At 73.4% G+C, this 26,456-nt stretch carries 28 protein-coding genes and 2 pseudogenes; 17 read left to right on the top strand and 13 right to left on the bottom strand.

Annotated features, from left to right (window positions below; genetic code table 11):
• Positions 1-86 precede the first annotated feature (86 nt).
• Complete coding sequence (locus ACYVJE_RS12840; RefSeq protein WP_461144613.1) at positions 87-1,556, bottom strand: aldehyde dehydrogenase family protein; 1,470 nt, start codon at positions 1,554-1,556, stop codon at positions 87-89.
• 267 nt (positions 1,557-1,823) lie between these two features.
• Between ACYVJE_RS12840 and ACYVJE_RS12835 the strand changes: the two are divergent.
• From ACYVJE_RS12835 to ACYVJE_RS12815, 5 genes and pseudogenes are all read left to right on the top strand, one after another.
• Positions 1,824-2,165: pseudogene (locus tag ACYVJE_RS12835) on the top strand (GntR family transcriptional regulator); the annotation flags it as partial.
• 31 nt (positions 2,166-2,196) lie between these two features.
• Positions 2,197-3,075, top strand: a complete 879-nt coding sequence (locus ACYVJE_RS12830) for an ABC transporter ATP-binding protein (RefSeq protein ID WP_461144612.1) — start codon at positions 2,197-2,199, stop codon at positions 3,073-3,075.
• A complete protein-coding gene (locus ACYVJE_RS12825; RefSeq protein ID WP_461144611.1) occupies positions 3,072-3,758 on the top strand; it encodes an ABC transporter permease in 687 nt (228 codons plus the stop codon). The genes ACYVJE_RS12830 and ACYVJE_RS12825 overlap by 4 nt, the downstream gene beginning before the upstream one ends.
• 254 nt (positions 3,759-4,012) lie before the next feature.
• Positions 4,013-5,344: an MFS transporter gene (locus ACYVJE_RS12820; RefSeq protein ID WP_461144666.1), complete on the top strand. Its 1,332-nt coding sequence runs from the start codon at positions 4,013-4,015 to the stop codon at positions 5,342-5,344.
• 79 nt (positions 5,345-5,423) lie between these two features.
• Positions 5,424-6,437 (top strand): DNA polymerase IV, encoded by a 1,014-nt coding sequence (locus tag ACYVJE_RS12815; protein ID WP_459159340.1) that lies wholly within the window; start codon positions 5,424-5,426, stop codon positions 6,435-6,437.
• A gap of 97 nt (positions 6,438-6,534) precedes the next feature.
• Here the strand turns inward: ACYVJE_RS12815 and ACYVJE_RS12810 are convergent, their stop codons facing one another.
• Positions 6,535-7,053 (bottom strand): mycothiol transferase, encoded by a 519-nt coding sequence (locus ACYVJE_RS12810; RefSeq protein WP_459159341.1) that lies wholly within the window; start codon positions 7,051-7,053, stop codon positions 6,535-6,537.
• Positions 7,054-7,234: 181 nt separating this feature from the next.
• Here ACYVJE_RS12810 and ACYVJE_RS12805 point away from each other — a divergent pair, with 181 nt between their 5' ends.
• Positions 7,235-8,821, top strand: coding sequence for an N-acyl-D-amino-acid deacylase family protein (locus ACYVJE_RS12805; protein ID WP_461144610.1), 1,587 nt, complete (start codon positions 7,235-7,237; stop codon positions 8,819-8,821).
• Between the two features lie 182 nt (positions 8,822-9,003).
• Complete coding sequence (locus tag ACYVJE_RS12800; protein WP_459159343.1) at positions 9,004-9,294, top strand: WhiB family transcriptional regulator; 291 nt, start codon at positions 9,004-9,006, stop codon at positions 9,292-9,294.
• A gap of 215 nt (positions 9,295-9,509) precedes the next feature.
• Here the strand turns inward: ACYVJE_RS12800 and ACYVJE_RS12795 are convergent, their stop codons facing one another.
• Complete coding sequence (locus ACYVJE_RS12795) at positions 9,510-9,830, bottom strand: hypothetical protein (RefSeq protein ID WP_461144609.1); 321 nt, start codon at positions 9,828-9,830, stop codon at positions 9,510-9,512.
• 99 nt (positions 9,831-9,929) lie between these two features.
• On the opposite strand from ACYVJE_RS12795, the gene ACYVJE_RS12790 reads away from it, so the two are divergent.
• Positions 9,930-11,936 (top strand): hypothetical protein, encoded by a 2,007-nt coding sequence (locus tag ACYVJE_RS12790; protein WP_461144608.1) that lies wholly within the window; start codon positions 9,930-9,932, stop codon positions 11,934-11,936.
• A gap of 150 nt (positions 11,937-12,086) precedes the next feature.
• Positions 12,087-12,740 (top strand): annotated as a pseudogene (locus ACYVJE_RS12785) (RibD family protein); the annotation flags it as partial.
• A gap of 42 nt (positions 12,741-12,782) precedes the next feature.
• Here the strand turns inward: ACYVJE_RS12785 and ACYVJE_RS12780 are convergent.
• The 5 genes from ACYVJE_RS12780 to ACYVJE_RS12760 are packed head-to-tail and all read right to left on the bottom strand — an operon-like array spanning position 12,783 to position 17,229.
• Positions 12,783-13,826, bottom strand: coding sequence for a lysylphosphatidylglycerol synthase transmembrane domain-containing protein (locus tag ACYVJE_RS12780; RefSeq protein ID WP_461144607.1), 1,044 nt, complete (start codon positions 13,824-13,826; stop codon positions 12,783-12,785).
• Positions 13,823-14,734 carry a class I SAM-dependent methyltransferase gene (locus ACYVJE_RS12775; protein WP_461144606.1) on the bottom strand — a complete coding sequence of 304 codons (912 nt, stop codon included), beginning with the start codon at positions 14,732-14,734 and terminating at the stop codon, positions 13,823-13,825. The genes ACYVJE_RS12780 and ACYVJE_RS12775 overlap by 4 nt, the downstream gene beginning before the upstream one ends.
• On the bottom strand, positions 14,731-15,804 hold the full coding sequence (locus ACYVJE_RS12770; RefSeq protein ID WP_461144605.1) for a glycosyltransferase family 4 protein: 1,074 nt from the start codon (positions 15,802-15,804) through the stop codon (positions 14,731-14,733). Before ACYVJE_RS12770 ends, ACYVJE_RS12775 begins: the two co-directional genes overlap by 4 nt.
• Entirely contained in the window at positions 15,801-16,199 is a 399-nt protein-coding gene (locus ACYVJE_RS12765) for a 6-pyruvoyl trahydropterin synthase family protein (protein WP_459159349.1), read from the bottom strand. Before ACYVJE_RS12765 ends, ACYVJE_RS12770 begins: the two co-directional genes overlap by 4 nt.
• 40 nt (positions 16,200-16,239) lie before the next feature.
• On the bottom strand, positions 16,240-17,229 hold the full coding sequence (locus tag ACYVJE_RS12760) for a zinc-dependent alcohol dehydrogenase (protein WP_461144604.1): 990 nt from the start codon (positions 17,227-17,229) through the stop codon (positions 16,240-16,242).
• 66 nt (positions 17,230-17,295) lie between these two features.
• Here ACYVJE_RS12760 and ACYVJE_RS12755 point away from each other — a divergent pair, with 66 nt between their 5' ends.
• Entirely contained in the window at positions 17,296-18,039 is a 744-nt protein-coding gene (locus tag ACYVJE_RS12755) for a CDP-alcohol phosphatidyltransferase family protein (protein WP_461144603.1), read from the top strand.
• 110 nt (positions 18,040-18,149) lie between these two features.
• Here the strand turns inward: ACYVJE_RS12755 and ACYVJE_RS12750 are convergent, their stop codons facing one another.
• A complete protein-coding gene (locus ACYVJE_RS12750) occupies positions 18,150-18,482 on the bottom strand; it encodes a putative quinol monooxygenase (protein ID WP_459159352.1) in 333 nt (110 codons plus the stop codon).
• Between the two features lie 273 nt (positions 18,483-18,755).
• Between ACYVJE_RS12750 and ACYVJE_RS12745 the strand changes: the two genes are divergently transcribed.
• Both ACYVJE_RS12745 and ACYVJE_RS12740 read left to right on the top strand, forming a co-directional pair.
• Positions 18,756-18,965: a hypothetical protein gene (locus tag ACYVJE_RS12745; protein ID WP_461144602.1), complete on the top strand. Its 210-nt coding sequence runs from the start codon at positions 18,756-18,758 to the stop codon at positions 18,963-18,965.
• A 295-nt stretch (positions 18,966-19,260) separates the two neighbouring features.
• Positions 19,261-20,052 (top strand): CHAP domain-containing protein, encoded by a 792-nt coding sequence (locus ACYVJE_RS12740; protein WP_459159353.1) that lies wholly within the window; start codon positions 19,261-19,263, stop codon positions 20,050-20,052.
• Between the two features lie 181 nt (positions 20,053-20,233).
• Here the strand turns inward: ACYVJE_RS12740 and ACYVJE_RS12735 are convergent, their stop codons facing one another.
• Positions 20,234-20,647 (bottom strand): CBS domain-containing protein, encoded by a 414-nt coding sequence (locus ACYVJE_RS12735; RefSeq protein WP_461144665.1) that lies wholly within the window; start codon positions 20,645-20,647, stop codon positions 20,234-20,236.
• Between the two features lie 221 nt (positions 20,648-20,868).
• Here ACYVJE_RS12735 and ACYVJE_RS12730 point away from each other — a divergent pair, with 221 nt between their 5' ends.
• Together ACYVJE_RS12730 and ACYVJE_RS12725 are read left to right on the top strand one after the other, a co-directional pair.
• Positions 20,869-21,132 (top strand): GlsB/YeaQ/YmgE family stress response membrane protein, encoded by a 264-nt coding sequence (locus ACYVJE_RS12730; RefSeq protein WP_459159354.1) that lies wholly within the window; start codon positions 20,869-20,871, stop codon positions 21,130-21,132.
• A 133-nt stretch (positions 21,133-21,265) separates the two neighbouring features.
• Entirely contained in the window at positions 21,266-21,595 is a 330-nt protein-coding gene (locus tag ACYVJE_RS12725) for a DUF2795 domain-containing protein (RefSeq protein WP_459159355.1), read from the top strand.
• Between the two features lie 18 nt (positions 21,596-21,613).
• Here ACYVJE_RS12725 and ACYVJE_RS12720 read toward each other — a convergent pair whose 3' ends face one another.
• Positions 21,614-22,108 carry a MarR family winged helix-turn-helix transcriptional regulator gene (locus ACYVJE_RS12720; RefSeq protein ID WP_459159356.1) on the bottom strand — a complete coding sequence of 165 codons (495 nt, stop codon included), beginning with the start codon at positions 22,106-22,108 and terminating at the stop codon, positions 21,614-21,616.
• A 140-nt stretch (positions 22,109-22,248) separates the two neighbouring features.
• Between ACYVJE_RS12720 and wrbA the strand changes: the two genes are divergently transcribed.
• Both wrbA and ACYVJE_RS12710 read left to right on the top strand, forming a co-directional pair.
• Positions 22,249-22,863 (top strand): NAD(P)H:quinone oxidoreductase, encoded by a 615-nt coding sequence (gene wrbA / locus ACYVJE_RS12715; RefSeq protein WP_461144601.1) that lies wholly within the window; start codon positions 22,249-22,251, stop codon positions 22,861-22,863.
• Between the two features lie 187 nt (positions 22,864-23,050).
• The gene (locus ACYVJE_RS12710) at positions 23,051-24,220 is read left to right on the top strand and encodes a fumarylacetoacetate hydrolase family protein (protein WP_461144600.1); all 1,170 of its coding nucleotides are present in this window, start codon (positions 23,051-23,053) and stop codon (positions 24,218-24,220) included.
• 13 nt (positions 24,221-24,233) lie between these two features.
• Here the strand turns inward: ACYVJE_RS12710 and ACYVJE_RS12705 are convergent, their stop codons facing one another.
• Positions 24,234-24,401 (bottom strand): hypothetical protein, encoded by a 168-nt coding sequence (locus ACYVJE_RS12705; RefSeq protein WP_459159359.1) that lies wholly within the window; start codon positions 24,399-24,401, stop codon positions 24,234-24,236.
• A 128-nt stretch (positions 24,402-24,529) separates the two neighbouring features.
• On the opposite strand from ACYVJE_RS12705, the gene ACYVJE_RS12700 reads away from it, so the two are divergent.
• Entirely contained in the window at positions 24,530-24,913 is a 384-nt protein-coding gene (locus ACYVJE_RS12700; protein WP_459159360.1) for a DUF5313 family protein, read from the top strand.
• Positions 24,914-24,957: 44 nt separating this feature from the next.
• Here ACYVJE_RS12700 and ACYVJE_RS12695 read toward each other — a convergent pair whose 3' ends face one another.
• Positions 24,958-26,454, bottom strand: a complete 1,497-nt coding sequence (locus ACYVJE_RS12695) for a sodium:solute symporter family protein (RefSeq protein ID WP_459159361.1) — start codon at positions 26,452-26,454, stop codon at positions 24,958-24,960.
• Between the last annotated feature and the right edge of the window lie 2 nt (positions 26,455-26,456).

Here is a 26,456-nt window from a genome sequence, read left to right as displayed (position 1 = left end):
CGCGTTCGTGATCTCCGTGGGAGCGCAGTTTCGCACGCACCGCGGGCCGCTGTCGCCGGTTCCGGCCACGAGCGCGCGCCCACCGGCTACAACCGCAGGTCGCGCGGGGTGTGCTGCACGCTGATCCAGTGGTCGGCGGTGAACTCCTCGATCGCCCACCCGCCGCCGAACCGGCCGCGACCGGAGGCCTCCTCCCCGCCGAAGGCGGTGTTCGGCTCGTCGTTGACGGTCGTGTCGTTGACGTGCGTCATCCCCGCGCGCACCTGCCGGGCGAACCGCACGCCGCGCTCGGCGTCGCCGGTGAACACCGCGCTGGACAGCCCGTGCTCGGTGTCGTTGGCCAGCCGCAGCGCGTGCTGCTCGTCCTCGGCGGGGACGATCGTGGCCACCGGCCCGAACACCTCCTCGGCCGCGGTGGCGACGTCGTTGCCGCCGGTGAGCACGTGCGGCGGCAGCACCAGCCCGCTCGGCCCCGTCGCGTCGCCGGAGACCACGACGGTCGCCCCGTCGTCGGTGGCGCGGGAGACCGCGCCGAGCACCGCGCGCAGCTGGTCGGCGTTGATCACCGGACCCACCGCGGTGTCCGGATCGGCCGGGTCGCCGCAGCGCAGCTCGCGGGCGCGCGCGGCGACGCGCTCCACGAGGTCGTCGTGCACGCGGCGTTCGGCGATGATGCGGTTGGTCGCCATGCACACCTGGCCCTGGTGGAACCACGAGCCGAACACGGCCGCTTCCACGGCCCGGGGGATATCGGCGTCGTCGAGCACGACGAGCGGGCCGTTGCCGCCGAGTTCCAGGCTCAGCCGCTTCAGCGGGGCCTTCGCGGCGATGCCGCGGCCCACCGCCGTGGAGCCGGTGAACGACAGGACCGCCGCGCGCGGGTCGGTGGCCAGCGGGTCGCCGACCTCGCCGCCGCGTCCGACGACGACGTTGAGCAGGCCGGGCGGCAGGCCGGCCTCCTCGAAGATCCGCGCCAGCAGCAACCCGCCCGTGACGGGCGTGTCGGTGGCGGGTTTGAGCACGACCGCGTTGCCCGCGGCCAGCGCGGGGGCGACCGAGCGGTTGGACAGCTGCAGCGGGAAGTTCCACGGGCTGATGACCGCGACGGTGCCGACCGGTTCGCGGTAGACGCGGTTCTCCTTGCCCGCGACGAGCGCCGAGGGCAGGATGCTGCCGGTCACGTGGGTGGTCTGACCGGCGCTTTCCAGCATGACCGCGCGCACCGCCAGCCACTCCCACTCCGCGCGGCGGCGCACGGCGCCGGCTTCGCGCACGAGCCAGTCGAGGATCTCCGCGCGGCGGCGCTGCAGGATCTCCGCGGCGCGCAGGAACACCTCGGACCGCTCCACGCCGGGCGCGGCCGCCCACGCGGGTTGGGCCCGTTCCGCGGCGCGGAACGCCGCGTCCACATCGGACGCATCGGCCTGCCCGGTCCGCACGAGGGTTTCGCCGCTGTAGGGGTCGTTGTCGGCGGCGGTCCGACCGGTCGAGCTCGCGGTCCGTTCGCCGCCGATCGGCATCCGGTCGAATCCGGTGTAGGGCTGCTCCTGCGTCACGGCCACCTCCGGGGTGCGGTTGTGCGGTTCCGCCGGGCGGATACCCGCTGCACCGCCGCGGAACGCCTCGCACCACCCGGTCCGGGGCCACCGGTCGGCCGCAGCGGAGCCCGCGAGCGGGCGGAGCGCTCGGTGCGGGCCGCGCCGGGCCGCCCCTCGGCCGGTGGCAGCTGCGGGCGGGGGGTGGTGTCCGAACTACCTCTCGGGTACATTAGTCAAGTAGTGAACCACCTAACCAAGGTGGTGAGGGGACGCAGGGAGGTGACCGTGCTCAACGAGGGAGTTCCCCTCTTCGCGCAGATCGCCGAGCAGCTCTCGGACGAGATCGCGGAGGGGAGCTTGGCGGAGGGCGATCGCGTTCCCTCGTCGAACGAGCTCGCGGCCTTTCACCGGATCAACCCGGCGACCGCGGCAAAGGGAATCAACATGCTGATCAGTCAGGGACTTCTGGAGAAGCGGCGCGGCGTGGGGATGTTCGTGGCCGAGGGGGCCCGCGAGCAGCTGCTCGCCGAGCGGCGCACGCGATTCGCCCAGCAGTACGTCGAACCGATGCTGGCCGAAGCGCAGCGGTTGGGCATCGACCACGGCACGTTGCTGTCGCTGATCGAGACGACGAGCAGGACTGCGGAGGACCACGGCAATGGAACCGGCGATTTCAACACGGGCGCTGACGCGCAGCTACCGCGGGACCACGGCGGTTGAGGACGTCGACCTCGAGGTCCGGAGCGGGACGATCACCGGACTGCTCGGGCGCAACGGGGCGGGCAAGACCACGCTCATGCGGTTGATCACCGCGCACGAGTTCGCCAGCTCCGGCAGCCTCCGCGTCTTCGGCGAGGATCCCGTGGAGAACGAGGGGGTCCTGCGGCGGATGGTCTTCGTCCGCGAGGACCAGGTGTTCCCGGAAATCCGGGTGCGGCACGCCGTGCGCGCGGCCTCCTGGTTCCACCCGAACTGGAGCGAGGAGCTCGCGGCCCGGCTGATCGAGGACTTCGACCTCCCGGTGAACCGGCAGGTCAAGAAGCTCTCCCGCGGTATGCGCTCGGCGCTGTCCATCGTGGTGGGACTCGCCTCGCGGGCGGAGCTCACCATCTTCGACGAGCCCTACGCCGGGCTCGACGCCGCCGCGCGGCAGCTGTTCTACGACCGGATGCTCGCCGACTACGCCGAGCGTCCGCGCACCGTGCTGCTGTCCACCCACCTCGTCGACGAGGCCGCGGACCTGCTGGAGGACGTCGTCATGCTCGACCGCGGCAGGCTGGCGGTCAGCGCTCCGAGCGACGAGGTGCGCGGCAGCGCGGTCACCGTCACCGGTGCCGGCGGCGCGGTGGAGGAGTTCGTCACCGGCAGCCGCGTGCTGCACCGCAAGAGCCTCGGCTCCCGGTCGGTGGTGACCATCGCCGAACCGTTCGACTCGTTGGACCAGACCCGCGCCGCGCGGCTGGGGCTGCGGCTGGAACCGCTGTCGCTGCAGCAGTTGCTCGTCCAGACCTCCGGCGCCGAACAGGGGGAGTCATGAGCACGCTCGTCAACGTCGGTCGGTACCTCCTCATCGACCGGTTCCAGTACGCGGTCCTGCCGCCCGCCGTCCTCGCGCTGTCGTTCGCGATCAACGCCGTCGTCTCCGGGGTGGTGGCCAGCGGTGAGCAGCACTTCACGGGCGGGATCATCGCGCTGTACGTGTTCCTGGCGGTGCAGGGCAGCGTGGGCATGTCGCAGGCGCTGCCGTTCGCGTTCTCCCTGGGGGTCAGCCGGCGCAGCTACTACCTGGGCGCGCTCGGCCTCGGCGTCCTCGTCGCCGCGGTGTACGCGCTCGGCGTGGCGGCGCTGCAGGTCGTCGAGGCGGCCACCGGCGGGTGGGGGCTGCAGATGCACTTCTTCCGGGTGCCCTGGGTGCTCGACGGGCCGTGGCCGTTGACGTGGCTGACCGCGTTCGCGTTCATGGTGCTGCTGTTCGCCTACGGGATGTGGTGGGGGCTGACCTACCGGCGCTGGCGCGTGCTCGGCGCCGTGTGCTACCTCGCCGCGCAGCTGGTCCTCGCCGCGGGATTCGTCGTCGTGGTGACCTGGATCGGGGCGTGGTCCGCGATCGGGGAGTTCCTCGCGGCGCTGAGTCCGCTCGGCCTCGCCGGGATCGCGGCGCTGCTCGCCGCGGTGTTCGGCGCGGGCGGATTCGCCACGATCCGCCGCCTCGCGGTGTGAGGCGGGGCGGTCCGCGTCCGCGGGGCGCGGGCCGCCCCGCCGCTCGTTTCGGGGCGTCCCGAACGCCCTGTCCCGCGATGTGGTCTCCCCGGCGGGGTTTCGCGGTGTCCGCGCAGCGCAACGGCTTTTCGCGTGGTTCCCGCTCGGTCCGCAACGCGAGCTGAACCACATGATGGGAGCCCTGTCCCGTTGAGTGGGTAGTCGGCACGTACTCTGTCTCCTCGTTCGAACGAGTGAGGAGAAGGGTGGGTGCCATGACTGCCGGCCGCACCGAGGCCCCGCCGGCGGGGGTCCGAGCAGAGGGGGCGGAACGGCGCAACTCGACGCGCCAAGTGGTCGTCGCCAGTCTCGTCGGCACCTCGATCGAGTTCTACGACTTCTACGTCTACGCCACCGCCGCGGTGCTCGTGTTCCCGCACCTGTTCTTCCCCGCCGGGGACGACACGGCAGCGACGCTGCAGTCGCTGGCGACGTTCGCCATCGCCTTCGTCGCCCGGCCCGTCGGATCCGCCCTGTTCGGCCACTTCGGCGACCGCATCGGGCGCAAGGCCACCCTCGTCGCCTCGCTGCTGACGATGGGCATCTCCACGGTGCTCATCGGGGTGCTGCCCACCTACCAGAGCATCGGCGTGCTCGCACCGCTGCTGCTGGCGCTGTGCCGCTTCGGCCAGGGCCTCGGCCTCGGCGGGGAGTGGGGCGGTGCCGCGCTGCTGGCCACGGAGAACGCGCCGCCCGGCCGCCGCGCCCTGTTCGGCACCTTCCCCCAGTACGGCGCGCCGATCGGGTTCTTCATCGCCAACGGCCTGTTCCTGCTGCTGTCCGGAACCATGGGCGACGCGGCGTTCCTCTCCTGGGGCTGGCGCATCCCGTTCCTCGTCTCCGCGGCGCTGGTGCTCGTCGGCCTGTGGGTGCGCCTGAGCCTGCACGAGACCCCGGCGTTCACCAGGGTCGTGGCCAGCGACCAGCGCGCCCGGGTGCCCTTCGCGCGGGTGTTCCGCACCGACGCCAAGGCGGTGCTGCTCGGCACGTTCGTCATGCTGGCCACCTACGTGCTGTTCTACCTGATGACCGTGTTCTCGCTGTCGTACGGGACCAGCGCCGGTGGCCTCGGCTACGAGCGCTCCGAGTTCCTGGTGCTGCTGCTCATCGGCGTCGTCTTCTTCGGGCTGACCATCCCCGTCGCGGGCTGGTGCGCCGACCGGTTCGGACGCCGGCCCGCGCTCATCGCCACCACCTCGGCGATCATCGCCTTCGGTCTGCTGCTCGGCCCCTGGTTCGGGCGGGGCGGCGTGCTGCCGACGGTGTCGTTCCTCGTGGTCGGGCTGGCGTTGATGGGGATGACCTTCGGTCCGATGGGGGCGGTGCTGCCGGAGCTGTTCCCCGCAGCGGTGCGCTACACCGGAGCCTCGGTCTCCTACAACCTCGCCAGCCTCCTCGGCGCCTCCGTCGCGCCGTACGCGGCGACCTGGCTCGCCGACGAGCACGGGCTCGGTTGGGTCGGCGTCTACCTCGCCGCGATGGGCGCGCTCACCCTCCTGGCCCTGATCGCCACCCGGGAGACCCGCCAGACCGACATCGACCGCTGAGCGCGCGGGCACCGGCGGATCCCTCCGCCGGCGCCCGGTGCGGCTGGCGCCCGCACCCGACCGGGACGACCCTGAGGGCGTGGAACGCGTCGTGCTGCACGTCGACCTGGACCAGTTCATCGTGGCCGTCGAACTGCTGCGGCACCCGCAGCTGCGCGGCCGGCCGGTCCTCGTCGGCGGAACCGGCGACCCGACGCGCCGCGGTGTCGTGGCCGGCGCCTCCTACGAAGCCCGCGAGCACGGGGTGCGCTCGGGCACGCCGCTGCGCACCGCGGCCGCCCGCTGTCCGCAGGCGGTGTTCCTCCCCGCCGACTCCGACCACTACCAGGAGGCCTCCACCGAGGTGATGGCCGTGCTGCGGAGCTGGGGCGGGCGGCTGGAGCAGACCGGTTGGGACGAGGCCTTCCTGCTCGTCGACACGGCCGAGGCCGAGTCCGCGGCGCGGGAACTGCAGCGGCGCGTGCGCGAGCGCACCGGACTGGCGTGCTCGGTGGGCATCGGCGACAACAAGCTGCGCGCCAAGATCGCCTCCGGGCTGGCGAAACCGGAGAACGTCCACCGGCTCGACGTGCACAACTGGGTCGCCGTCATGGCCGACCGCCCGTGCGATGCGCTGCACGGCATCGGGTCGAAGACGAGCCGCCGCCTCGCCGAGCGCGGCATCGGCACCGTCGCCGAACTCGCCCGCGCCGACCGGGGCGAGCTGGCCGCCGCCTTCGGCCCGTCCATCGGGCCGTGGCTGGTCGCGCTGGCCCACGGGTTCGACAGCAGTCCCGTCACCGACACGCCCCCTCCGCCGCGCTCGCACGGCCGCGAAGTCACCTTCGACACCGACCTCGACGACCGCGACCGGGTGCGCACCGAGGTGCGGCGGCTCGCCGCGACCCTGTCCGGGGAGCTCGAGCAGGACGGGCTGCGGCCGCGCCGCGTCGTGGTCAAGATCCGCGACGACCGGTTCCGCACGCACACCCACGGCCGCGGTGTGCGGGCCGCCACCGCCGAGGCGATCACCGAAGCGGCCCTCACCGCCCTCGGCGAGTTCCCGCTCGACAGGCCCGTCCGGCTCGTCGGCGTCCGCGCCGAGCTGGAGTAGGGGCGCGGGTGGCTACCCGATGTCGGGGATCCCGCAGCGAGGCCTCGCCGGAGGTCCTGCCACCGGATTCACTGCGCCAGCCAATTCGCGGACTCTCCTACGCGCCCGCTCCGCGCTCGACCATTCCCCGGACGAACTCGGCCTGCCCGACGTGCTGCAGGCCGTCGGCGAGCACGCTGACCAGCCGCACCCCGAGCGTGGTGGGCGGCTCCCAGGACTCGTCGACCACGCGCGGCAGGTCCTCGTCGGTGAGGCCGCGCACGAACGCGGTGGTGTGCTCGTGCACCGCGTCGTGGTAGCCGAGCAGCGGTTCCGGGGTCGGCACCCACACGGCGGCGACCTCCTCCGCGGTGTGCCCGAACCCGGTGTCGTCGACCGGCAGCGGCAGGTCGAACCGCTCGTGCCAGTGCTGCGCGGTCCAGATCTGCTCGGTTCCGGTCAGCTCGGAGACGTGGTCGTCCTGCACGCGGGTGAGGTGCCACAGCAGCCACGAGATCGAGTTCGCGGCGGCGTCGGCGCGGTAGGTCAGCTGGTCGCCGGAGAGCCCGGCCGCCGCGTTGTGCGCGGACTCCCGGATCCGGTCGAAACCGTCGTCGAGCAGGTCGGCACTGGTCATCGGGAACACCTCCGCGGGGCGACGTCCTCACGGCAGGGTAGTCCCGCTGCCGGCGGGCGGCACCGTGCGCGGCGCGGGCGCGCCGGCCCCGGCCGCGGTGCGGTGCCCGCCCTGCGCGGCGCCTATCCTGCGCGGCGCCCGTCCTGCAGGGCGCGGCGCAGCGGCGAGGGGAGCAGTGCACGTGTCCGAACACGACATCGCGGTCAACGGCGGAGTGCTCGTCGACGGGACGGGACGCGCCCGCCGCCGCGGGAACCTGGGCATCACCGCAGGCCGCATCGCCGAGATCGGTCCGCGCCGGCTGCGGGGCGCGCGGGAGATCGACGCCACCGGGCTCGTCGTGGCTCCCGGGTTCATCGACCTGCACACGCACGCCGACTTCACCGTCGAGGAGAGCCCCGCGGCGCTGCCGCAGCTGCGGCAGGGTGTGACGACGCTCATCACTGGAAACTGTGGACACTCGCCGTTCCCGGTCGGGGATCTCGGACTGCTGCGCCGCGCGAGCATCTTCGACGACCGTCCGCTGAGTTGGGATTGGCGGGACGCGCGGGGTTTCCGCGCCGCGGTGGACCGGGCGCGCCCGGCGGTCAACATCGGTGTGCAGGTCGGGCACAACGCGATCCGGCTGGCCGTGCTGGGCGAGCAGGACCGCGAGCCGGATCCGGCGGAACTCGAGCGGATGCGGGCCTGCGTGCGCGCGGCCGCGGCCGGGGGAGCGCTCGGCTTCTCCACCGGCCTGATCTACGCGCCCGGCGTGTTCGCACCGGACTGGGAGGTCGCCGCACTGGTGGAAACGGCCGCCGCGCACGGCCTGCTGTACTCGACGCACCTGCGCGACGAGGCCGCGGGACTGCTCGGCGCGCTCGACGAGGCGGTCGTGGCGGCCCGCCGCAGCGGGGCGCGCCTGCAGGTGTCGCACCTGAAGGCCGCGGGCCCGGAGAATCACGGTTCGGTCACGGAGGCGTTGGCGCGGCTGGATTCCGCGCGCGCCGGCGGTGTCGACGCGGCCGCCGACGTCTACCCGTACACCGCGTCGAGCACGTCGCTGCTCACCGCGCTGCCGCCGTGGGCGGTCGACGGGGGATCCGGGCCCCTGCTGGAGCGGCTCGCCGACGCGGAGCAGCGGCGGCGCATCGCCGCCGAGACGCGGCGGAGGTTCGGGCGCGATCTCGATCCGCACGGTCTCGTGCTGGCCGAAGCGCCCGCCGGGCGCTATTCCGCGCACGTCGGGTCCTCAGTGGTGGAGATCGCGCGGTGCGAGGGGACCGACGCGGCCGAAGCGGTGCTGCGCGTGCTGCAGGCCCACCGCGGCGAGGTGCTGGTCGTGCACCACTCGATGCACGCCGACGACGTGCGCGCGGTGCTGCGCCATCCCCGCGTGGCGGTGGCCAGTGACGGGTGGACGCTCGCCGAGCGCGGCGAAGGTCACCCGCATCCGCGCAGTTTCGGCACGTTCGCGCGGGTCCTCGGGTGGTACGTGCGGGACGAGGGCCTTCTCGGGCTCGAGGAGGCGGTGCGGAAGATGACGGAGTTGCCTGCGACACGATTGCGGCTCGCGGGCCGCGGCGTACTTGCCACGGGGGCGGTCGGTGACGTTACAGTGTTTGATCCGGCGGCGATCCACGATCGGGCGCGCTACGAGCGACCGCGGCAGGGGGCGACCGGGTGTCGCGCTGTGGTTGTCAACGGCGAGCCGGTGATTGTGGACGGTGACACAACAGGGCGGCGCCCGGGCCGGGTGCTCGGCAGAGATGATCGTGAGTCATGACACTCCGCGGAACATCCGCGGGGGCTGACGCGTTAACTCCTGGGTTTCACCGTCGATCCGATCGTCATGGTCTCCCCGCCCGCACGTGTGCGCGTGTTGACCGCGCGCGTGGGGAGCGCGCGTGCGTGTGGACGGGGAGACCGTTCGTGAACGCGAGTTCCATTGCTTAAGGAGGTGGCACGATGGCGGAGAACAACGGTTATGCGGGCGACGACTGGCGGGAACGTGCCGCCTGCCGGGACGAGGACCCCGAGCTGTTCTTCCCGATCTCCGAGGTGGGGTTGGGAGCCAAGCAGGTCGACCGCGCGAAAGCGGTGTGTGGTCGCTGCCCGGTGGCGTCCGAATGCCTGGCCGACGCGCTCAGCAACGGGCTGGACTTCGGGATCTTCGGCGGTATGACGCCGCGCGAGCGGCGTTCGCTGTCCCGGCGGAACACCCGGACGGTCAGCGCCGAGCGCTCGGCGCGCGACTGAGCCGCGCACCTCGCTCAGCCACGGCAGAAGGGGCCCGGACGTTCACGAACGTCCGGGCCCCTTCTGCGTGCGCGGACCTCTGCTGCGCGCGCCCCGCGGCAGACCCCGGGGCGCGCCGCGGGGCGGCGAACGCGCAGGCGCACCGCGGGTGCCGGTCCCGGAGGAACCCGTGAATGCGCGCGGCCATCCGCGAACACGGCACCGGAATGGCGGTGTCACCGCGGTGGCGCGTCCCTCAGGGTGGTGAAAAAACTGCGTCCAGTGCCGGTGCATGCCGTGTTGATATTTGATTGACCGAGATCAGCATGCAAGGGCGCGCGCAGATCGGCATACTTTCGCCCGCCGACAGCGACGTGGTCCTCCGGGACGGCGGCGCCGTCCCGGATGCTGTTGATCGTCGCTGCGCACCGGGGCGGCACCGGCGTTCGCGGAGGCCGTCCCCCGACGCTGAGGCGAGCCAGCACGATGTCGAAACCGACGGAGCCGCCCTGATGTCGATCGATCAGCGAGCGTTTTCCGAGATCCGCGAAGAACATCGCGTCGACGGTGCGGAGGGGAATCCCGCAGGATCGGATCGGGACCGGCCCGGCAACGATTCCGGCCGCCGTTTCGATCCCCTGTGGTGGAGCGTCCCGGTGGCGGCCGCGATCGCCGCGATCACCTTCCTCGGCGTGAACCTGTACTTCAACGGCGGCCACTTCATCCCACCGCTCGACGACACCTACATCCACATGCAGTACGGCCGCCAGATCGGCCAGGGCGAGATCCTGCGGTTCCAGGACGGCGAGCCGATCAGCACCGGTGCCAGCAGCCTGCTCTACGTCTTCGCGGTCGGACTGCTGTACGCCCTCGGCGCCCACGGCAGCCTCCTGCTGCCGGCAGCGGTGGTGATCGGGATGGCTTCCCACGTGCTGGCAGCCACCTGCACCGCCGTGCTCACCCGCCGCCTCGTCGGCCGCCTCGGCGGGGTGTGCGCGGGGCTGCTCGTCGCGCTGAGCGGGCCGCTGCTGTGGTCGGCGGTCAGCGGCATGGAAGCCCCCGTGGCCGCGGCACTGGTGACCGGGCTGCTGGCGGTCTTCGCCGCCGAGCACGAGGCGGGACGCTTCCGCTGGACACCGCTGGTGGCCGTGCTCGCCGTGCTGTGCCGGTTCGAGATGGCCCCGGTGGTGGTGCTGATCATCCTCGCGATGCTCCTCGCGCTGCTGCGCGGGCAGCGGTCCTGGCCGCGGCGCGTGCTGGGTGCCGCGTGGTTCGCGCTGCCGCTGCTCGCGCTGGGCGGACAGCTGCTGTTCTACGGGATCGCAACCGGCAGCCTGTCGCCGAACGGCAACCAGGCCAAATCGATGCTGAGCATGCCGGCGTTCAACCTGGGCCAGTTCGCCGGCGGCGTCGCGGACAACATGCGGCAGTTCTCCGCGATCCTCGCGGGCATCAGCAGGCAGGACTTCCTCTTCCCCGGCGCGCTGCTCGTGGCGGCGCTCGGGGTGGCCGTGCTCGTGCGGCGGCCGGGAACGCACCGCGCGCTCGGCCTCGTCCTCGGCGGCGGGGTGCTGCTGAGCCTGCTGGCCGTGTCCACGCTCGCCACGGCCCTGTGGCAGCAGGTGCGCTACCTGCACCCGTTCCTGCCACCGGTGATCGTGCTCGTCGTCGTGGGAGCGGTGACCTGCGCGCGCTGGTTCGGCCGGGGAGCCGGCCGCGCGCTGGCCGCGGGCGTGCTCGGCACGGCAGGGCTGTTCACGCTGCTGTCGTTGCCGGCCTGGGCCCACACCGTCGGCCTGGACACCGGTGCGATCCGGGAGCGGATCGTCTCGCTGGCGACGTGGACCTCCGGGCACCTGCCGCCCGATGCCCGCATCGGCGTGCACGACGTCGGTGCGGCCGCCTACTTGGGGCGGCAACCCACGGTCGACCTCATCGGGCTGACCACCAACGGGCTGGCCAAACCCGCGATCAACGGCGCCGGCAGCCTCTACGAGGAGCTCCGCGCCATGCCGCCGGAGGAGCGGCCCGACTACTTCGCCATCTACGACTCCATGCCCGGCGGGGTGCGGTTGGAGCACCTGGAACACGCCGGCCTGTTCGGCGAGGTCGTGCTCGCGCGGCAGGACATGACCGTCTACCGCGCGGACTACAGCAGCACCGGCACCGGGAACACCCCGTTGCGCCCGGTTCCCGGGGAGATCCGCGACCACCTCGACGTGGGTTCGATGGACAGCGAGAGCGCCCACGACCACGCGGTGCGCTCGCCGATGGCCGCCTTCCGCCCGACCACGGACGCGGCCACCGTCGAGACCCCCCGCGGACGGGTCGCGGACAGCAACCGGCACGTGTACGGCGCCGAGTCGTTCACCCTCGGCAACCTGACCCCGCACCGGGAGGCGACGGTCACCGCGCGGCACGACGCGAGCGGTCCCAAGCCCGGTGCGCCCTCGGGCGGCCGCGCGGTGCGGGTGTTCGTCGACGGCACCTACCTGGGCACGCACGAGCTGACCACGAACCCGCGGGGCTGGGCGGAGACGCAGTTCTCCATCCCGCCCGAACTGGTCACCGGTCGGCAGGTGCAGGTGGAGCTGAAGTCCCCCCAGGAGTACGTCGGGCCGTACTCGGACTACCTCTCCTTCGGCTACTGGATCAGCCAGTGACCGGGCCCGGTGACCGTCCGGAGCGCCGCGGCGGCCGCGGTGGTACCCGGTTCCGGGAGAGTGGTGCGCGCGAGCCCACCCGCGGTAGCGTGACGCCGCAGCATCCTTCCGCCTGAGACGAACCGCGGTGACGATGACGTGGCACGAGCGATGAACGACGAGCCCGCCGTGGACGCGGCCGAGGCGTGGCGGCGACTGCTCGACGTCCGCACCCCACCCGACGCAGCGCGCGCCGGCCTGGTCACCGACGGCGCCGGGCAGTGGCGGTGGGGCGAGGGCGCCTCGCCCGTGGCCGAGCGGCTGCTCGAGCTCTACCTCCCGCTGTGCCTGGCGGGGCAGCGCTGCGCCTACGCCCAGCTCGGGCAGAGCCTCGACGGGTGCATCGCCACCCGCACCGGTGACGCCGTGCACGTCACCGGCGAGGACGACCGGGAGCACCTGCACCGGTTGCGCGCGCTCGCCGACGCGGTCGTCGTCGGTGCGGACACGGTCACCGCCGACGACCCGCAGTTGACCGTGCGCGCGTGCACCGGCGACAACCCCGTGCGCGTCGTGCTCGACCCGCAGGGCCGCGTGCCGAGCGGTCGGCGCGTGTTCACCGACGGCGCCGCGCCCACCCTGTGGATCCTCGCCGAGGGCGACGACCGGCCCGGCGCGAGCAGCACCGAGGGCGTGGAGGTGCTGCACCTGCCCCGCGAGTCCGGTGGTTTCGCCGCCGACGTGGTGCTCGACCGGCTCGCCGAGCTCGGCCTGCACCGCGTCCTCGTCGAAGGCGGTGGCGTGACCGTGTCGCGCTTCCTGCGCGCCGGCGCGCTGCACCGGCTGTACGTCACCATCGCCCCGGTGCTACTGGGCGACGGTGTGCCCGGCCTGCGCTTTCCGGGGACGCCGCGCATGCGCGATGCGCTGCGCGCCCCCGTGCGCCGGTTCTCCCTCGGCGCCGACTCGCTGTTCGAGCTCGACCTGACCGGACCGCGGCCGGTGACGCTGGAGCAGCAGCACGCCAGCGCCCGGCAGGCAGGCCACGAGCGCGAGCACGCCGTAGGCGACGGACACGGCGACGCCCTGGGCGGCGCCGAGCCCGGCTAGGGCGAAGGCCGCGGCGGCCGCGCCCTCGCGCAGCCCCCAGCCGCCGATGTTGACCGGCACGCTCATCGCCACGAGCGCCACCACCGCCAACGGCAGCACCTGCTCGACCGGGGCCGCGATCCCGACGGCCCGCGCGGCCACGACGAACAACGCGAGGTGCCCCGCCAGCGCCGCCACCGACAGCGCGATGATCCGCGCGCACGCACCGGGAGCGGCGAGCTCCCGCAGATCGGCCAGCGTCTCGGCCAGGACCCGGCGCCAGCGCGCCGCGCGGCGACCGGTGCGCGCGAGCAGCGCGGCGACCGCCACGGCGCCGATCAGGCCCCCGGCGGCGGCCAGCGCCGTGATCAGGACGCCGAACCGCAGCTCGGCCAGCGCCGGGGCCAGCGCGACCGCCGCGACCGCGAGCGGCAGCAGCACCACCTGCCCGGCGACGCGTTCCAGCACCACCGCCCGCACCCGTCGTCCCCGCGCGGGTCCGGCCAGCCCGTGCTGCACGGCGCGGTGCACGTCCCCGAACACCCCGCCGGGCAGTGCCGCGTTGAGGAACTGCGCGCGGTAGTAGTCGGCGATCGCCCTGCCCAGCGGCAGCCGAATCCCGAGCCCGCGCGCGACGCGGCACCAGCGCGCCGCGTTGCACGCGGTCGACGCGGCGCCGAGCGCGAGCGCCGCCCCCGCGGTGGCGACGTCGACCACCTGCACGCCGCGGGCGAACGCGCCCGGTCCCACCTGCCAGGTCAGCAGCGCGAGCACGCCACCGGTGACGAGCACGCGCACCGCCGCGCGTCGCGCACGTCTCATCGCGCACGCCCCCTCCGCGGTGGCCCCTTTCGCGGCAGCCCCTTTCGAGATGGCCCCCGTCGAGGTGGCAGCGCGCGCGGGGGGAGGACGAGCAGGTCGGTGTGCTCCACGCGCGCCGTCAGCTCGCCGGCCCGCAACCGGGCCAGGCGGTCGCGCCGGTAGTCCGCGGCCCGCCGCGCCAGGCTCGGGCGCTGCTGCTGCGCGGCGTCGACCCAGCCGCGCAGCCACGCCTCGGTGAGCGCGGCCGAACCGGCGTCCAGGCACCACGGGGAGGGCCGGGCGAGCACGCGCGCGCCGCGGCGGCGGAACGCGATGCGCGCGGCGGGCGCGGCGTCCGGTCCGAGCAGGCGGTGACGACCGGCGCGGCGCCGCTGGTGGGCGTTGAACGCCTCGCGGAACGCCGCGTCCGCGGGGTGGGGCGGGTCGAACGTCACCCGGCCGGTGACCGTCAGCGTCACCAGCACCGGCACCCGCGCCGCCGCGCAGCACGCGGCGATCCGCTCCAGCTGCGGCGCGGTGAGCACGTCGAGCAGGGCCGAAGCGGTCACGAGCGCGGTCCCCGCGAGCATCCCCGGCGTCAGCGCGGTCAGGTCGCGCTGCTCCGGCGTGACCCGCACCGGCCGACCGTCGGCGGCGGTGAGGCCGTCCCCGTCCGGCCCCTCCCCGCGCGGCCCGATCCGGTCGAGGGCGTGCGCGTCGCGGTCCTGGGCGATCCAGTGCTGCGGCCCGGGCAGCCGTCCGGCCAACCACCGGCCCAGCGCACCGGTACCGCAGCCGAGGTCGCGGATGCGCAGCTCACCGCGCACCGGCCTCAGCCGGGGGCGCAGCAGTTCCACCAGCTCCTCCGCGCGGGCCGCCGCGTCGGCGGGCGCCCGCAACGCGAACCAGTCGACCTCCGCCGCGTTCACGTGCTGAGGTGCTCGAGCGTCCGCCCCACCTGCCGGGCTGTTTCCCGCCACGTGTTCAGGGTGCCACGGCGGCGGTGCGCCGCGTCGCGCAGGCGCGCGCGTTCGCCGGCACCGGTCAACCACCGGCGCAGCGCCCGGGCGAGCTCGGCCGGGTCATCCGGCGGCACCAGCATCCCCGGCAGCGTCCCGTCGTCGGTGCTGCCCAGTGCTTCCGGCACCCCGCCGACATCGGAAGCCACCACGGGCAGGCCCCGCGCGAGCGCTTCGGTGACCACCAGGCCGTACGTCTCCGCCCGCGAGGGCACGACGACCAGGTCGGAGGCCGCGTAGGCCGCGCCGAGCTCCGCGCGGCGCAGCGGGCCGGCGAGCCGCACCCGGTCGGCGAGCCCGCGGGCGCGGACGTCGTCGCGCACCCGCGCCGCGTGCTCCGCGGCGCGGGTGCGCGAACCGGCGACGCAGCAGTGCCAGTCCAGGTCGCGGCACCGCGCCAGCGCGGAGACGAGCACGTCGTGGCCCTTCATCGGTGTGACCGCGGCGACCGACAGCAGCGCGCCGGAACCGCCGCTGCCGCGGGCGGGGGCGGACGGATCCGCCCCCGGCGGGGCCACGGTGATCCGCGCCGGCGCCACGCCGTGCTCGCGGGAGACGTGGCGAGCCGTCCAGGAGCTCGGGACGAGCACCTGGTGCACCGCGCGCAGCACCTGCCCCTCCCGCCGGTGCAGCTCGCGCGCGAGATCGGTCGGCGTTCCCGTCTCGCAGGCCAGCGGCAGGTGCACCAGCACCGCCAGCGGCAGCCGTGCCGCGTGCCGCTCGAGGACGCCGGCCGTGCCGCAGGCCACCAACCCGTCCAGCACGACGGGGCGACCGTCCGGCAGCTCCTCCAGCGCCGCGTCCAACCGCGCCGCGTCGTCCGCTCCGGGCTCGGGCCAGCGTCCCGGCAGGACGGTGCACCGCACCCGCCACCCCGCGCCGGGCAGCTCCTCGACCACCCGCCGGTCGTACCGGTCGCCGCCGCTGGGGGCGTCGCCCTCCGGCGGCAGTACGAAGTGGACGGACCGCGCGGTTGTCACAGCGATCGGTCGAAACTCGCCCAGGCCACGTGCGATTCGGAGAGCGTGGCGGTGATTCCGGCCAGCCCGCGCGCGTTCTCGCCCAGCTCGCCGGCGTGCACCCGCTCGGCCAACCGGTCGGCGATCACCTGCGCGAGGAACTCCGTCGAGGTGTTGCGCCCCGCGAAGGCCGGGTCGTCGTCGAGGTTGCGGTAGTTGAGGTCCGCGAGGACTTCGCCGAGCTTCCCGCTCGCGCGTCCGATGTCCACGACGAGGCCGTCGGCGTCGAGCTCGGGGCGCCGGAAGGTGGCGTCGACGAGGTAGGTGGCCCCGTGCAGCCGCTGCGCGGGGCCGAAGGTCTCGCCGCGGAAGCTGTGCGCGATCATCACGTGGTCGCGGACGGTGACGCTGAACAATGCCGTCTCCTTCGTGCTCGCCGGCGCCGGTCCGGTGCGATCAGGACACCGGTTCGCCGGAACCGTAGACGATCCGGTGGCACAGCGCCGAGTGCTCCCCGCGGGCCAGGCGCGGCAGCACCGCGGGCAGCTCGCCGAACTCGCTCTGACCGGTGACCAGCGCGTCGAACGCCTCGTCGGCGAGCAGGTCCAGTGCCAGCGCGAGCCGCTCCCGCGTGCTCCGGTGGTTCCGGTTCGGCGAGACGGTGCCCACCTGGCTGCCGCGCACGGTCAGCCTGCCCGAGTGGAACGATCCGCCCAGCGGCACGGTGACGGGGCGGTCGCCGTACCAGCTCAGCTCCACGACCGTCCCGTCGGTGACGGGCAGCTCCAACGCGCGGGCGAGCCCGGACTCGGTGGCGCTGGCGTGCACCACGAGGTCGCGGCCGGTCGCCGCCCGCTCCGGGGTGGCGAAGTCGGCGCCGAGCGCCTCGGCCACCGCCCGCCGGGAGGTGTCGACGTCGACGAGCTCCACGTGCACGCCGGGGAAGCGGGCGAGCAGGCGCGCGGCGCAGCAGCCGACCATGCCGGCGCCGAGGACGGTGACGCGGTCGCCGAGCAGCGGTACCGCGTCCCAGCAGGCGTTGACCGCGGTCTCGACCGTTCCGGCCAGCACCGCCCGGTGCGCCGGCACGGCCTCCGGCACCGGGACGACCGCCTCGACGGGCACCACGTAGTGCGTCTGGTGCGGGTAGAGGCAGAACACGGTGCGGCCGAGGTGGTCGGCCGGGCCCTGCTCCACCACGCCGACGTTGAGGTAGCCGTACTTGACCGGGGCGGGGAACTCGCCCTCCTGGAACGGGGCGCGCATCAACCGGTGCTGGTCGGCGGGGACGCCGCCGCGGAACACCAGTGCCTCCGACCCGCGGCTGACCGCCGTGTAGCGGGTGCGCACGAGGACCTCGCCGGGGCCGGGGTCGGGCACCGTGACGGCGCGGATCTCGCCCTGCTCCGGCCGGGCGAGCCAGAACGCGCGCGCAGAGGTCGCCATGCTTCCTCCGTCGGGTGATCGCGCCTGCTGTGTTCGCCCGGGAGGATACGCGGCACCCTGGGGTGCGTGGTGGCACGGACGACTCCCGGAAGTGGTCGCTTCGCCGCGGAACTGGCGCTCGCCACGGCCGCGCAGCTCGGCGCGTTGGCGCTGCTGAACGCCGGCGGTGCGCTCGGTGCGCGCGGCGCGGCCGCCGGATGCGGTTACGCGGCCGGGCTCGCGCTGCTGCTGTGGCGCACCGCCCGCACCGCTCCCTGGGGGCCAGCCGATCGGGTGACGCTGGTGCGCGCGGTGCTCGTCGGTGCGGTGACCGCGCAGGCGGTGCAGGCCACGGCGGGCCCGATCCCCGCGGGGGTGTTCCTCGGCCTCGTCGTCCCCGCGCTCGTGCTCGACGGGGTGGACGGTCAGGTGGCGCGGCGCCGGAACTGCGTCTCGGCGTTCGGCGCGCGCTTCGACATGGAGCTGGACGCGTTCCTCGTCCTCGTGCTCAGCGGGTACGTCGCGCTGGACCTGGGCGCGTGGGTGCTGGGTATCGGTGCGCTGCGCTACGCGTTCGTCCTCGCCGGGCGCGCGCTGCCGTGGATGCGCGCCGCGCTGCCGCCGAGCCGGCGCCGCAAGGCCGTCGCGGCCGCGCAGGGCGTGCTGCTGGTGATCGCGGCGGCGCCGGTGGTGCCGGCGCCCGCGGCGCACGGCGCGGCGCTGCTGGCGCTGGTGTCGCTGCTGTGGTCGTTCGGCGCGGACACCTGGTGGCTGTGGCGCCGCTCCCGCGCCGGGACGCGGGAGCGGCGGCGTGCCGGATCCGCGATGTGAACGGGAGCGGGCCGGACCGCGCCCCGCGGGGGCGTCCGAACAGGACGGTGCGGGAGCGCGGGCCGGAGCGCCCACCGGTGCGGGAGCGGCGCCCACCGCACCCGCGCGGGTCAGCCCTCCTGCGGAACGGCCATCTCGCCGAGCTCGGACCAGTCCTGCTGGTCGATCTGGGCGTTGATCACGCGCGGGGTCTCCACCAGGTGCGGCGGAAGCGTCTGCTGCGCGGTCTTGAAGTGCTCGGACTGCACGTGCGCGGCCCCGGCGTCACCGTCGCGGAAGGCCTCCACGAGCACGTACTCGTTGGGGTCCTCGATGCTGCGGGACCAGTCGAACCACAGGCATCCGGGCTCGTTGCGGGTCTCGCGGGTGAAGTCCGCGGCGATCTCCGGCCAGCGGTCGGCGGACTCGGGACGCACGCGGAACTTGGCGGTGATGAAGATCATGAGCCATGCCTTTCTGGACGCACCTTCTGCGCGTGATCCACAGTAGAGGACCCGATCGCGGTGCGCGCGGGGGAGGTCGCCCCGGCCGCGTCCCCCTCCGCGCGGCACCGCGCACTCCGTCTGCTGTGGACTGCACGCCGCCGCGGCGGACGTCGGGGCCCGGATCGGCGGACTGCCCGCGCCTGCGGCGCCCCGCCGGCACCGCGGGCGCGCCGAACCGAGTTCGGCGCGCCCGGAGCCGTCCGGTTCCGCGATGAAGCGAATTCGGCGAGAATGCCGGGCGCGAACCACCCGTTCGGCGGTTCCCGCGCGAAGCGCGCTCCGCTGAAATGGAAACCGCGGCGATTTTCGGAGAATGCGGAGGTCGGTGAACCGATGTCGGCGGTGTCGTTCGTGCTGGTTCTCGTCGGATTCCTCCTCCTCGTCGACCGCTCGGAACGGTCGGGCGCGCAGCACCCGGCGCGGTCGCGCCGCGCCGGGTGAGGCACGATCCCGGGGCGAGTGCGGCCCGCCTGCCCGCTCGTGTCCGTGCACTGCGCGCACGCGCACGCGTGCGCGCAGCGGGCGACGAGGTGCCGACACGGAGCGTGGTGCACCGTGCGCGCTGCGCCGGAATCATGCGGTGCCTCACAGCGGATTCGGCCGTTCTAGGTAGTCGTCCCCGTAGATACCTCGGTTCTGCGAGCGCGTTCCTTCGGCAACATCGGGTTGTTGCCTCGGGCCGGTGACGGGTCGGGCAATGAACTCCGAGATGCCCCCGATTGAAACTCCCGGAGCCATGCGGAAAGACACCGACGGTTCGAATTCCCCCGAAAACAACGTTTCCGAGACGAAGACCCCGATTCGGAAGTTCGCCGACCGCGTCCCGTTCGGCCTCGCGACGGTCGGCACGGCCGGCGTGCTCGCGGTGGCCTCCGTGACAGCGGCGTTCACCTCCCCGCTGGGGTCCTCGGGTGACGCGGAGCACGAGCAGACCCGCACCGTCGCCGAGGTCCAGCAGCAGGGCCAGCAGAGCGGTGGCCACTCCGGCGGCGCCGCGCAGCAGCAGAAGGCCGCGCCGAAGCAGCAGAAGGACGCCGCTCAGCAGGGCGGTGAGCAGGCCCCGAAGCAGCAGCAGAAGCCGGATCCGGCCAAGGCCGAGCAGGACCTGCGCAACCGCATCGTCGACAACGCCCGCGCCGAGATCGGCACGCAGGAGACCGGTGACAACGTCAACCCGTACTCCCCGCAGGCCGTGTCCTGGTGCGCCCTGTTCACCAGCCAGATGTGGCAGGACGCCGGCGTGGACATCGACAGCGAGCAGTACGCCTTCACCGGTGACCTGTTCACCGCCGGCCAGGAGCACGGCACCGCCTACGGCGCCGACCAGCTGCAGCAGGCCAAGCCGGGCGACGTGCTGCTGTTCGGCAGCGGTCCCTCCTCGCCGGACACCAGCAAGCACATCGGCATCGTGGAGAGCGTCGACGGCAACACGGTGACCACCATCGAGGGCAACGCGAGCGACAGCGTCAAGCGCCAGCAGCACCAGCTCACCCCGGACACCTTCTACGGCGGTGTCTCCCCGTGGTGACCCCGGACTCCCGGCTCCTCAGCTGAGGGAGACCGCGGATCGGCCGGCGTCGTGGGGCCGGTGCGGTCGAGCACATGGCCGCCGATCCGCGCGGTCACCGAGCTGCGGTGACGCGTTCCCCGCTCCGCGCGAGCAGGCCGCTCCCACCCGTCGGGAGCGGCCTGCTGCGCGTTCACCGGCCTCACCGCGAGAGCTGCGCGACGAGCTCCCCGGAGCGCTGCTCGGGCACCACCTGGACCACGTCCGCGAGGCTGATGACCCCGACGAGGCGCTCGCCGTCGACGACGGGCAGGCGCCGCACGCCGTGGCGGATCATGGCGTCGACGACCTCGGTCTCCGAAGCGTCGGCGCTGATCGAGGCCGGTTCCGACTGGGTGAGGTCCCCCGCGGGGAACGTGCCGGCGTCGCGGCCCTGAGCGACGACCTTCCGCACGAGGTCGCGGTCGGTGACCAGGCCTTTGAGCTGGTTGTCGTGCCCCCGGACGGGGATCGACCCGATGCCGTGCTCGGTCATCACCCGGGCCGCGTCGGCCGCGGTGGCGTCGGTGCGGAGGGTGACGGTGTCCTCGGTCATCATGTCGCGGGCCGTTGTCATGCCGGTCACGTCCTTCCTGCGAGCTTCGTGGACGGTCGATGACTACCCGGTGGCCGCCTGCGGCACACCCGGTGCGGTCCGGCCGGCGCGGTGCGGTCCGGGAGGCCGTGATCGTTCCGGGGCGTCACCGGCCGTGCCGGCACGGCCGGCGTGCCACACTTGCGATCGGGAAAGCCTGTTCGGACACGCGCAGGCGGCACGGAGCGCGAGGAGGAACACTCATGGGAATCCTGAGCTGGATCATCTTCGGACTGATCGCCGGCGCGATCGCGAAGGTCATCATGCCCGGACGCGATCCGGGCGGCATCATCGTCACGATCCTCATCGGCATCGGTGGCGGCATGCTCGGCGGCTGGCTCGGCAGCTCGGTGTTCAGCAACAGCGGGGTCACCGGGTTCAACTTGAGCAGCTTCATCTGGGCCGTGATCGGCTCGCTGATCCTGCTGCTCGTCTACCGGCTGGTGTTCCACCGGTCGCGGGCGTGACCGGGCGCCGGGCCGGTCGCGCCCCTCGCCGCGGCCGGCCCGGTTACGGCTCGCCGGGAGCGGGTAGCCCCCGGGTGCGCACCGCCGGGCGGTGCGCACCCGAGCAGATCCCGCGACAACAGCAGGAACAGCGATGATGGGCACCGACAGCAAGTCCGTGAAGCAGGCGCTCTCCTCGCTGGACTTCCCGGCGAGCAAGGACCGGATCGTGACGCACGCGCACGATCACGGTGCGGACGCGGTGACGGTGCGCGCGCTGCGCGCGATGCCGGTCGCCGACTACGACAACCTCCAGGAAGTGCTGCGCTCCGTCCCGCTGGGGCCGGGACCGGAAGAGGGGCGCACGCACGGGCAGAAGGCCCAGCAGGCGAGCCAGGCGGAGAAGGGCGCGCTCGCGGAGCACCAGGCCCGGATCCCGGGCCATCCCATCGCCGACGAGATCGGCAGGAACCGGCGCGCGTGACCGCGCCGGACGTGCCGGCTATTCGGCCGCGTTGGCGGCGCGGAGCGTCCGCATCGCCTGGGCCAGCGCGGCCGAGTCCTCCGCGCCCAGGGGGTTCAGCACGCGGCGGCGGAGGATCTCGGCGCACGCGGAGCGCGCGCGCTCGGCGACGTCGCTGCCGTGCTCGGTGAGGACGGCGTAGGTGACGCGGCGGTCGTCCGCGCACGGTTCGCGGCGGATCAGGTCGGACTTCACGAGCCGGTCGGCGACCTTGGTGAAACCCCCGCTGCTCAGCGCGGCCTCGTGGGCGAGCTTCGTCATCGGCATCCGGTGCTCGGCGGAGCGCACGAGCCGCACGAGGATGTCGAAGGAGGCGGGGGAGAGGTCGAACAGGTCGGCGATCTCTTCCATGAGGCGCTCCTGGGTGGCCTGGTAGCCCTCGATCACCAGCCCCCACCACGTGACGATCTCGTTGTCGTCGGTGCACGGGTCGATCGGTGTCGACGCGGCGTGGTTCGGGTCGTTGGTGCTCACCGGTGGGTCCTTTCGTGTCGTGCCGGGATGCGCCTCGTGTCGAGTTTACCGCATCACTTCGCGATATAAACTCTTGCTAGGAAGATAAGTTCACAGTAGTGTCTTCTTCGGAAGATTCAATCGGAGAAGGAGACCGCGTCATGAGCGAGCCCGTGAAGCTCAGCGTCATCTACTACTCGTCCACCGGCACGATCGCCGAGATCGCCAACAGCCTGGTCAGCGAGGCGGAGAACGCCGGAGCCGAGGTGCGCCTGCGCCGGGCGCCCGAGCTCGCCCCCGACGAGGCGATCGACGCCAACCCGGCCTGGCGCACCAACCTGGAGGCCACCCGGCACATCCCCGAGGCCACCGCCGAGGACGTGGTGTGGTCCGACGCGGTGCTGCTCGGCACGCCGACCCGCTTCGGCAACGTCTCCGCGCAGCTGAAGCAGTTCCTCGACACGCTCGGCGGCGAGTGGGCCCAGGGCAAGCTGGCCGACAAGGTCTACAGCGGCTTCACCTCCAGCGCCACCCAGCACGGCGGCCAGGAGGCGACCCTGCTCGCGCTGTACAACACGGTGCACCACTTCGGCGGCGTCCTCGTCGCTCCCGGTTTCACCGAGGGGTCGAAGTTCATCGACGGCAACCCCTACGGCACCAGCCACGCCGACGCGCAGGGGGAGAACAAGGTCGACGCCATCGCCCGCACGGCCGCCGCGGTGCAGGCCCGGCGCGTGGTCAGCGTCGCCGGTGCGCTGAAGGGCGCCCGCGCCTGAACCGACCGGCGCGCAGCGGCCGGGTCGCGCGGGGAGGTCCTCGCGCGGCCCGGTGCGCACGTCCTCCCCGCGGCAGGCGCGGCGCGCCGTGCGCCGCTCGGGGCAGCGCGGGTGCGTCGAGCGGAGGAATTCGCGCACCTGCGGGGAGCGCTACGTTGGTCGCGGTCACCGACTGCGAGGAGTGCCCGTGCTGCCGGACGTGCGCGACGCCCTGCCCAGCGATCACCCGTCGGCCACGCTCGTGGGCCGCGTGCACGACCCGGCCGAAGCGGGCCCGGTCGTCGTCGCCGTCCGCGGGGACCGGCTCGTCGACCTCGGCGAGGCCGCCCCCACGCTCAGCGCCCTGACCGAGCACCCCGACCCCGTGGGCCTGGCGCGCGAAGCCGCACCGCGCCGGGAGTGGCCGCTCGCCGACGTCCTGGAGGCGACGCTGCGCGGCGGCGAAGCCCCGCGGCTGCTGGCCCCGGCCGACCTGCACGTGCTCAAAGCAGCCGGCGTCACCTTCGCGGGCAGCATGCTCGAGCGCGTCATCGAGGAGCGGGCCGGCGGCGACGCGGGTGCGGCGGCCGAAGTCCGCACGCGCATCGAGCGCGCCATCGGCGACACGATCACCTCCGTGCGCCCCGGCTCGCCGCAGGCGCGCACCGTCAAGCAGTGGCTCCAGCAGGAGGGCCTGTGGTCGCAGTACCTCGAAGTCGGCCTCGGCCCCGACCCGGAGATCTTCACCAAAGCGCCCCTGCTCGCAGCCGTCGGCACCGGCGAGCGCGTGGGCGTTCCCCGCGATTCGCGGTGGAACAACCCCGAGCCCGAAGTGGTGCTCGCGGTGCGCTCCGACGGCCGCGTCCTCGGCGCCACCCTCGGCAACGACGTGAACCTGCGCGACGTCGAAGGCCGCAGCGCCCTGCTGCTGCCCAAGGCCAAGGACAACAACGCCTCGGCCGCGCTCGGGCCGCTGATCCGGCTGTTCGACGAGGACTTCGACCTCGACCGGGTGCGCCGCACCGATCTGCACCTGCGCGTGACCGGTGCGGACGGGTTCGTCCTCGACGGGCGCAGCTCGATGCGCGAGATCAGCCGCGACCCGGCGGAGCTCGTGAGCGCGGCGCTGGGAACGCACCAGTACCCGGACGGGTTCCTGCTCTACACGGGAACCGCGTTCGCCCCGACGGAGGACCGCGACGTCCCCGGTCACGGGTTCACCCACCACTCGGGGGACCGGGTGCGCATCACGTCGTCCGAGCTCGGCGCGCTCGTCAACGAGGTCGCCCCGTGCGATGAGTGTCCGCAGTGGACCTTCGGGCTCGGCGCGCTGCTGCGCAACCTCGGCGGCCGCGGGCTGCTCGGCGCGCCGGGGTAGCGGGGCGGTCCGGTCAGCGCGGACGGGCCGCGGAGAAGAGGGCCCGCACCGCCCGGAGCACTTGGTCGGCTGCGCGTCGCAGACTTCCGGTGTTCACGCTCCCGTCCTGATCCACCAGGTCGGTGAAGATGACGCATCCCACGAGCAGCACGGTCAGCACGGTCACGGCGATGATGAACACGGTGATCCTCCTCCTTCACCGGAGGTATCGCCGCACCGCCCGTTTCGTTACCGCGCGGGGGCGAACAGGGGCGCGGTTCCCGCCGGGCCCTCCCCGATCGGGGCGCGCCCGGCGACTAACCTGAAGTCGTGGCCAGTGAACGCCCGAACCCGGCGCAGTGGGTCTGGTACGCCTTCGGCGGAAAGCTCCCCGACCGGCACGCCGAGTGGGTGCTGCACGACGTCACGGCCCGGACGTGGCCGCTGCGGCACCTGGCGCGGGCGCTGACCCAGCTGGCCCCGTTCTGCCTGCTCGTGCTCCTGCCCGGACCGCTGTGGATCCGCGTGAGCGCCGTCGCGCTCGGGCTGTTCGTCGGGCTGTTCTACTCGTTCTGCTACATGGGCGAAGCGGCCGAGCACCGCGCGATCAAGCACGGATACCCGCCCGGGATGGCCCGGGAGATCCGCGCGCTCGGCAAGGACGTGCGCCGGGCGGGCAAGCGGGGGCTGAACCACCGCCGCTGGTGGGAGTGAGCCGGCGGCGCCCGCGGAGCGGCGCGGTGCCCGCCCGCCGGTGATCACACCAGCGCGCCCTCGGGATCGGTGCGCGCGGGGGTGGAGCGGCCGCGCCGCGGGGGCAGCGAGCCGAGCACGCACACGGCGAGGTTGACCAGCAGGCCGAACACGCCGCCGTGCACGCCGAACACGGTCGGCACGCCGGCCAAGGTCATGGTCACCGTCACCGCGGTGCCCAGCAGCATCCCCCAGAACGCCGCCCGGTCGCGCAGCCCCTGCCAGTAGAGCGCGAGCACGAACACCGGGGCCAGCTGCACGAGCAGCTCGATCTTGAACACGAAGATGTCCACCAGAGTGCTCGGCGGGAACCAGGCCAGCACCAGCAGCAGGCACACCACCACGACCCCGACGACCTTGCCCGTCATCACCAGCCGGTGCTCGTCGACGTCCGGCCGGCGCCGCCCCACGATGTCCCGCGCGACGATCGAGGACAGGCTCAGCAGCGCCGAATCCGCAGTGGACACGATCGCGGCGACCAGACCGCCGAACAGCAGCACCATCGCCACCGAGAACGCGACGTTGATCCCGGCGACCTCGTTGGCGAGCAACCCCACGAGCCGCTCGGAGTCCGCTTCGGACAGGTCCGGGAACAGGCGCACGCCGAGGATCCCGATGCACACCACGGCCCCGGCCGTGATCAGCGGCATCCACACCATCCGGACCAGCGACGTGCGCAGCGCGCGTTCGCTGCGCGCGGAGAAGATCCGCTGCACCGCGTGCGGGTAGAACACGATGCCGAGGCCGACCATGACGACCATGGACAGCCAGTTGACCGACTCGGTCAGCGAGGGCACCGCGATCGTCTCCGGGTGGTGCTGCGCGAACCAGCTGGTGTTGCCCCCGAGCGAGTCCCCGGTGAGCACGAACGCACCCACCAGCATCAGCGCGACGCCGAAGAGCAGCGCGATGCCCTGCATGACGTCGGTGAACGCGACGGCCCGCATCCCGCCCAGCCACGAGTAGACGAGCATCACGCCGACGAAGACCGTCACGCCCAGCTGGTACGGCACCGTCTGGCCCGTGAGCCCGCTGATGGCGTGGCCCATGGCGATGAGTTGCTCCAGCAGGTAGCTGGCCAGCGCCCACAGCATGAGCAGCACCGCCAGCGTCGTCACCGCGGGCGAGCGGAAGCGGTGGCGCAGCCAGTCGCTCGGCGTGACGAAGGAGTGCCGCTTGGCCAGCACGTACAGCCGCGGGGCGAACAGCAGGTATCCGCCGACGATCGCGGTGAAGAACGTCACCGACTGCCACCACGCGAAGCCCTCGCGGTACGCCTCGGGTGCGTAGCCGATGACCGTGTTGCCGCTGTACTGGGTCGCGTAGAGCGTGAAGAACAGCACCAGCGCGCCGAGGTTGCCACCGGCCAGGTAGTAGCTCTTCAGGTCGTGCCGCTTGCCGACCTTGCCGCGACCGACCCAGAACCCGATGCCCAGCATGAGCACGGCGTACAGCAGCAGCACGACGATGCCGGTGGATCCGGCGAAGGTGGGGGTCTGCACGG

This window comes from Salinifilum aidingensis, assembly GCF_054782015.1.
The sequence above is the reverse complement of the archived record's forward strand: the minus strand, read 5'-3'. Positions and strand labels throughout refer to the sequence as shown.

What these genes read in the sequence shown, in the direction of transcription:
- ACYVJE_RS12830 (WP_461144612.1), top strand. Translation starts at nt 2,197, where the DNA reads ATGGAACCGGCGATTTCAACACGGGCGCTGACGCGCAGCTACCGCGGG.
- ACYVJE_RS12825 (WP_461144611.1), top strand. Translation starts at nt 3,072, where the DNA reads ATGAGCACGCTCGTCAACGTCGGTCGGTACCTCCTCATCGACCGGTTC.
- ACYVJE_RS12820 (WP_461144666.1), top strand. Translation starts at nt 4,013, where the DNA reads ATGACTGCCGGCCGCACCGAGGCCCCGCCGGCGGGGGTCCGAGCAGAG.
- ACYVJE_RS12810 (WP_459159341.1), bottom strand. Translation starts at nt 7,053, where the DNA reads ATGACCAGTGCCGACCTGCTCGACGACGGTTTCGACCGGATCCGGGAG.
- ACYVJE_RS12800 (WP_459159343.1), top strand. Translation starts at nt 9,004, where the DNA reads ATGGCGGAGAACAACGGTTATGCGGGCGACGACTGGCGGGAACGTGCC.
- ACYVJE_RS12795 (WP_461144609.1), bottom strand. Translation starts at nt 9,830, where the DNA reads ATGTTCTTCGCGGATCTCGGAAAACGCTCGCTGATCGATCGACATCAG.
- ACYVJE_RS12780 (WP_461144607.1), bottom strand. Translation starts at nt 13,826, where the DNA reads ATGAGACGTGCGCGACGCGCGGCGGTGCGCGTGCTCGTCACCGGTGGC.
- ACYVJE_RS12760 (WP_461144604.1), bottom strand. Translation starts at nt 17,229, where the DNA reads ATGGCGACCTCTGCGCGCGCGTTCTGGCTCGCCCGGCCGGAGCAGGGC.
- ACYVJE_RS12750 (WP_459159352.1), bottom strand. Translation starts at nt 18,482, where the DNA reads ATGATCTTCATCACCGCCAAGTTCCGCGTGCGTCCCGAGTCCGCCGAC.
- ACYVJE_RS12745 (WP_461144602.1), top strand. Translation starts at nt 18,756, where the DNA reads ATGCCGGGCGCGAACCACCCGTTCGGCGGTTCCCGCGCGAAGCGCGCT.
- ACYVJE_RS12740 (WP_459159353.1), top strand. Translation starts at nt 19,261, where the DNA reads ATGCGGAAAGACACCGACGGTTCGAATTCCCCCGAAAACAACGTTTCC.
- ACYVJE_RS12735 (WP_461144665.1), bottom strand. Translation starts at nt 20,647, where the DNA reads ATGACAACGGCCCGCGACATGATGACCGAGGACACCGTCACCCTCCGC.
- ACYVJE_RS12730 (WP_459159354.1), top strand. Translation starts at nt 20,869, where the DNA reads ATGGGAATCCTGAGCTGGATCATCTTCGGACTGATCGCCGGCGCGATC.
- ACYVJE_RS12725 (WP_459159355.1), top strand. Translation starts at nt 21,266, where the DNA reads ATGATGGGCACCGACAGCAAGTCCGTGAAGCAGGCGCTCTCCTCGCTG.
- wrbA (WP_461144601.1), top strand. Translation starts at nt 22,249, where the DNA reads ATGAGCGAGCCCGTGAAGCTCAGCGTCATCTACTACTCGTCCACCGGC.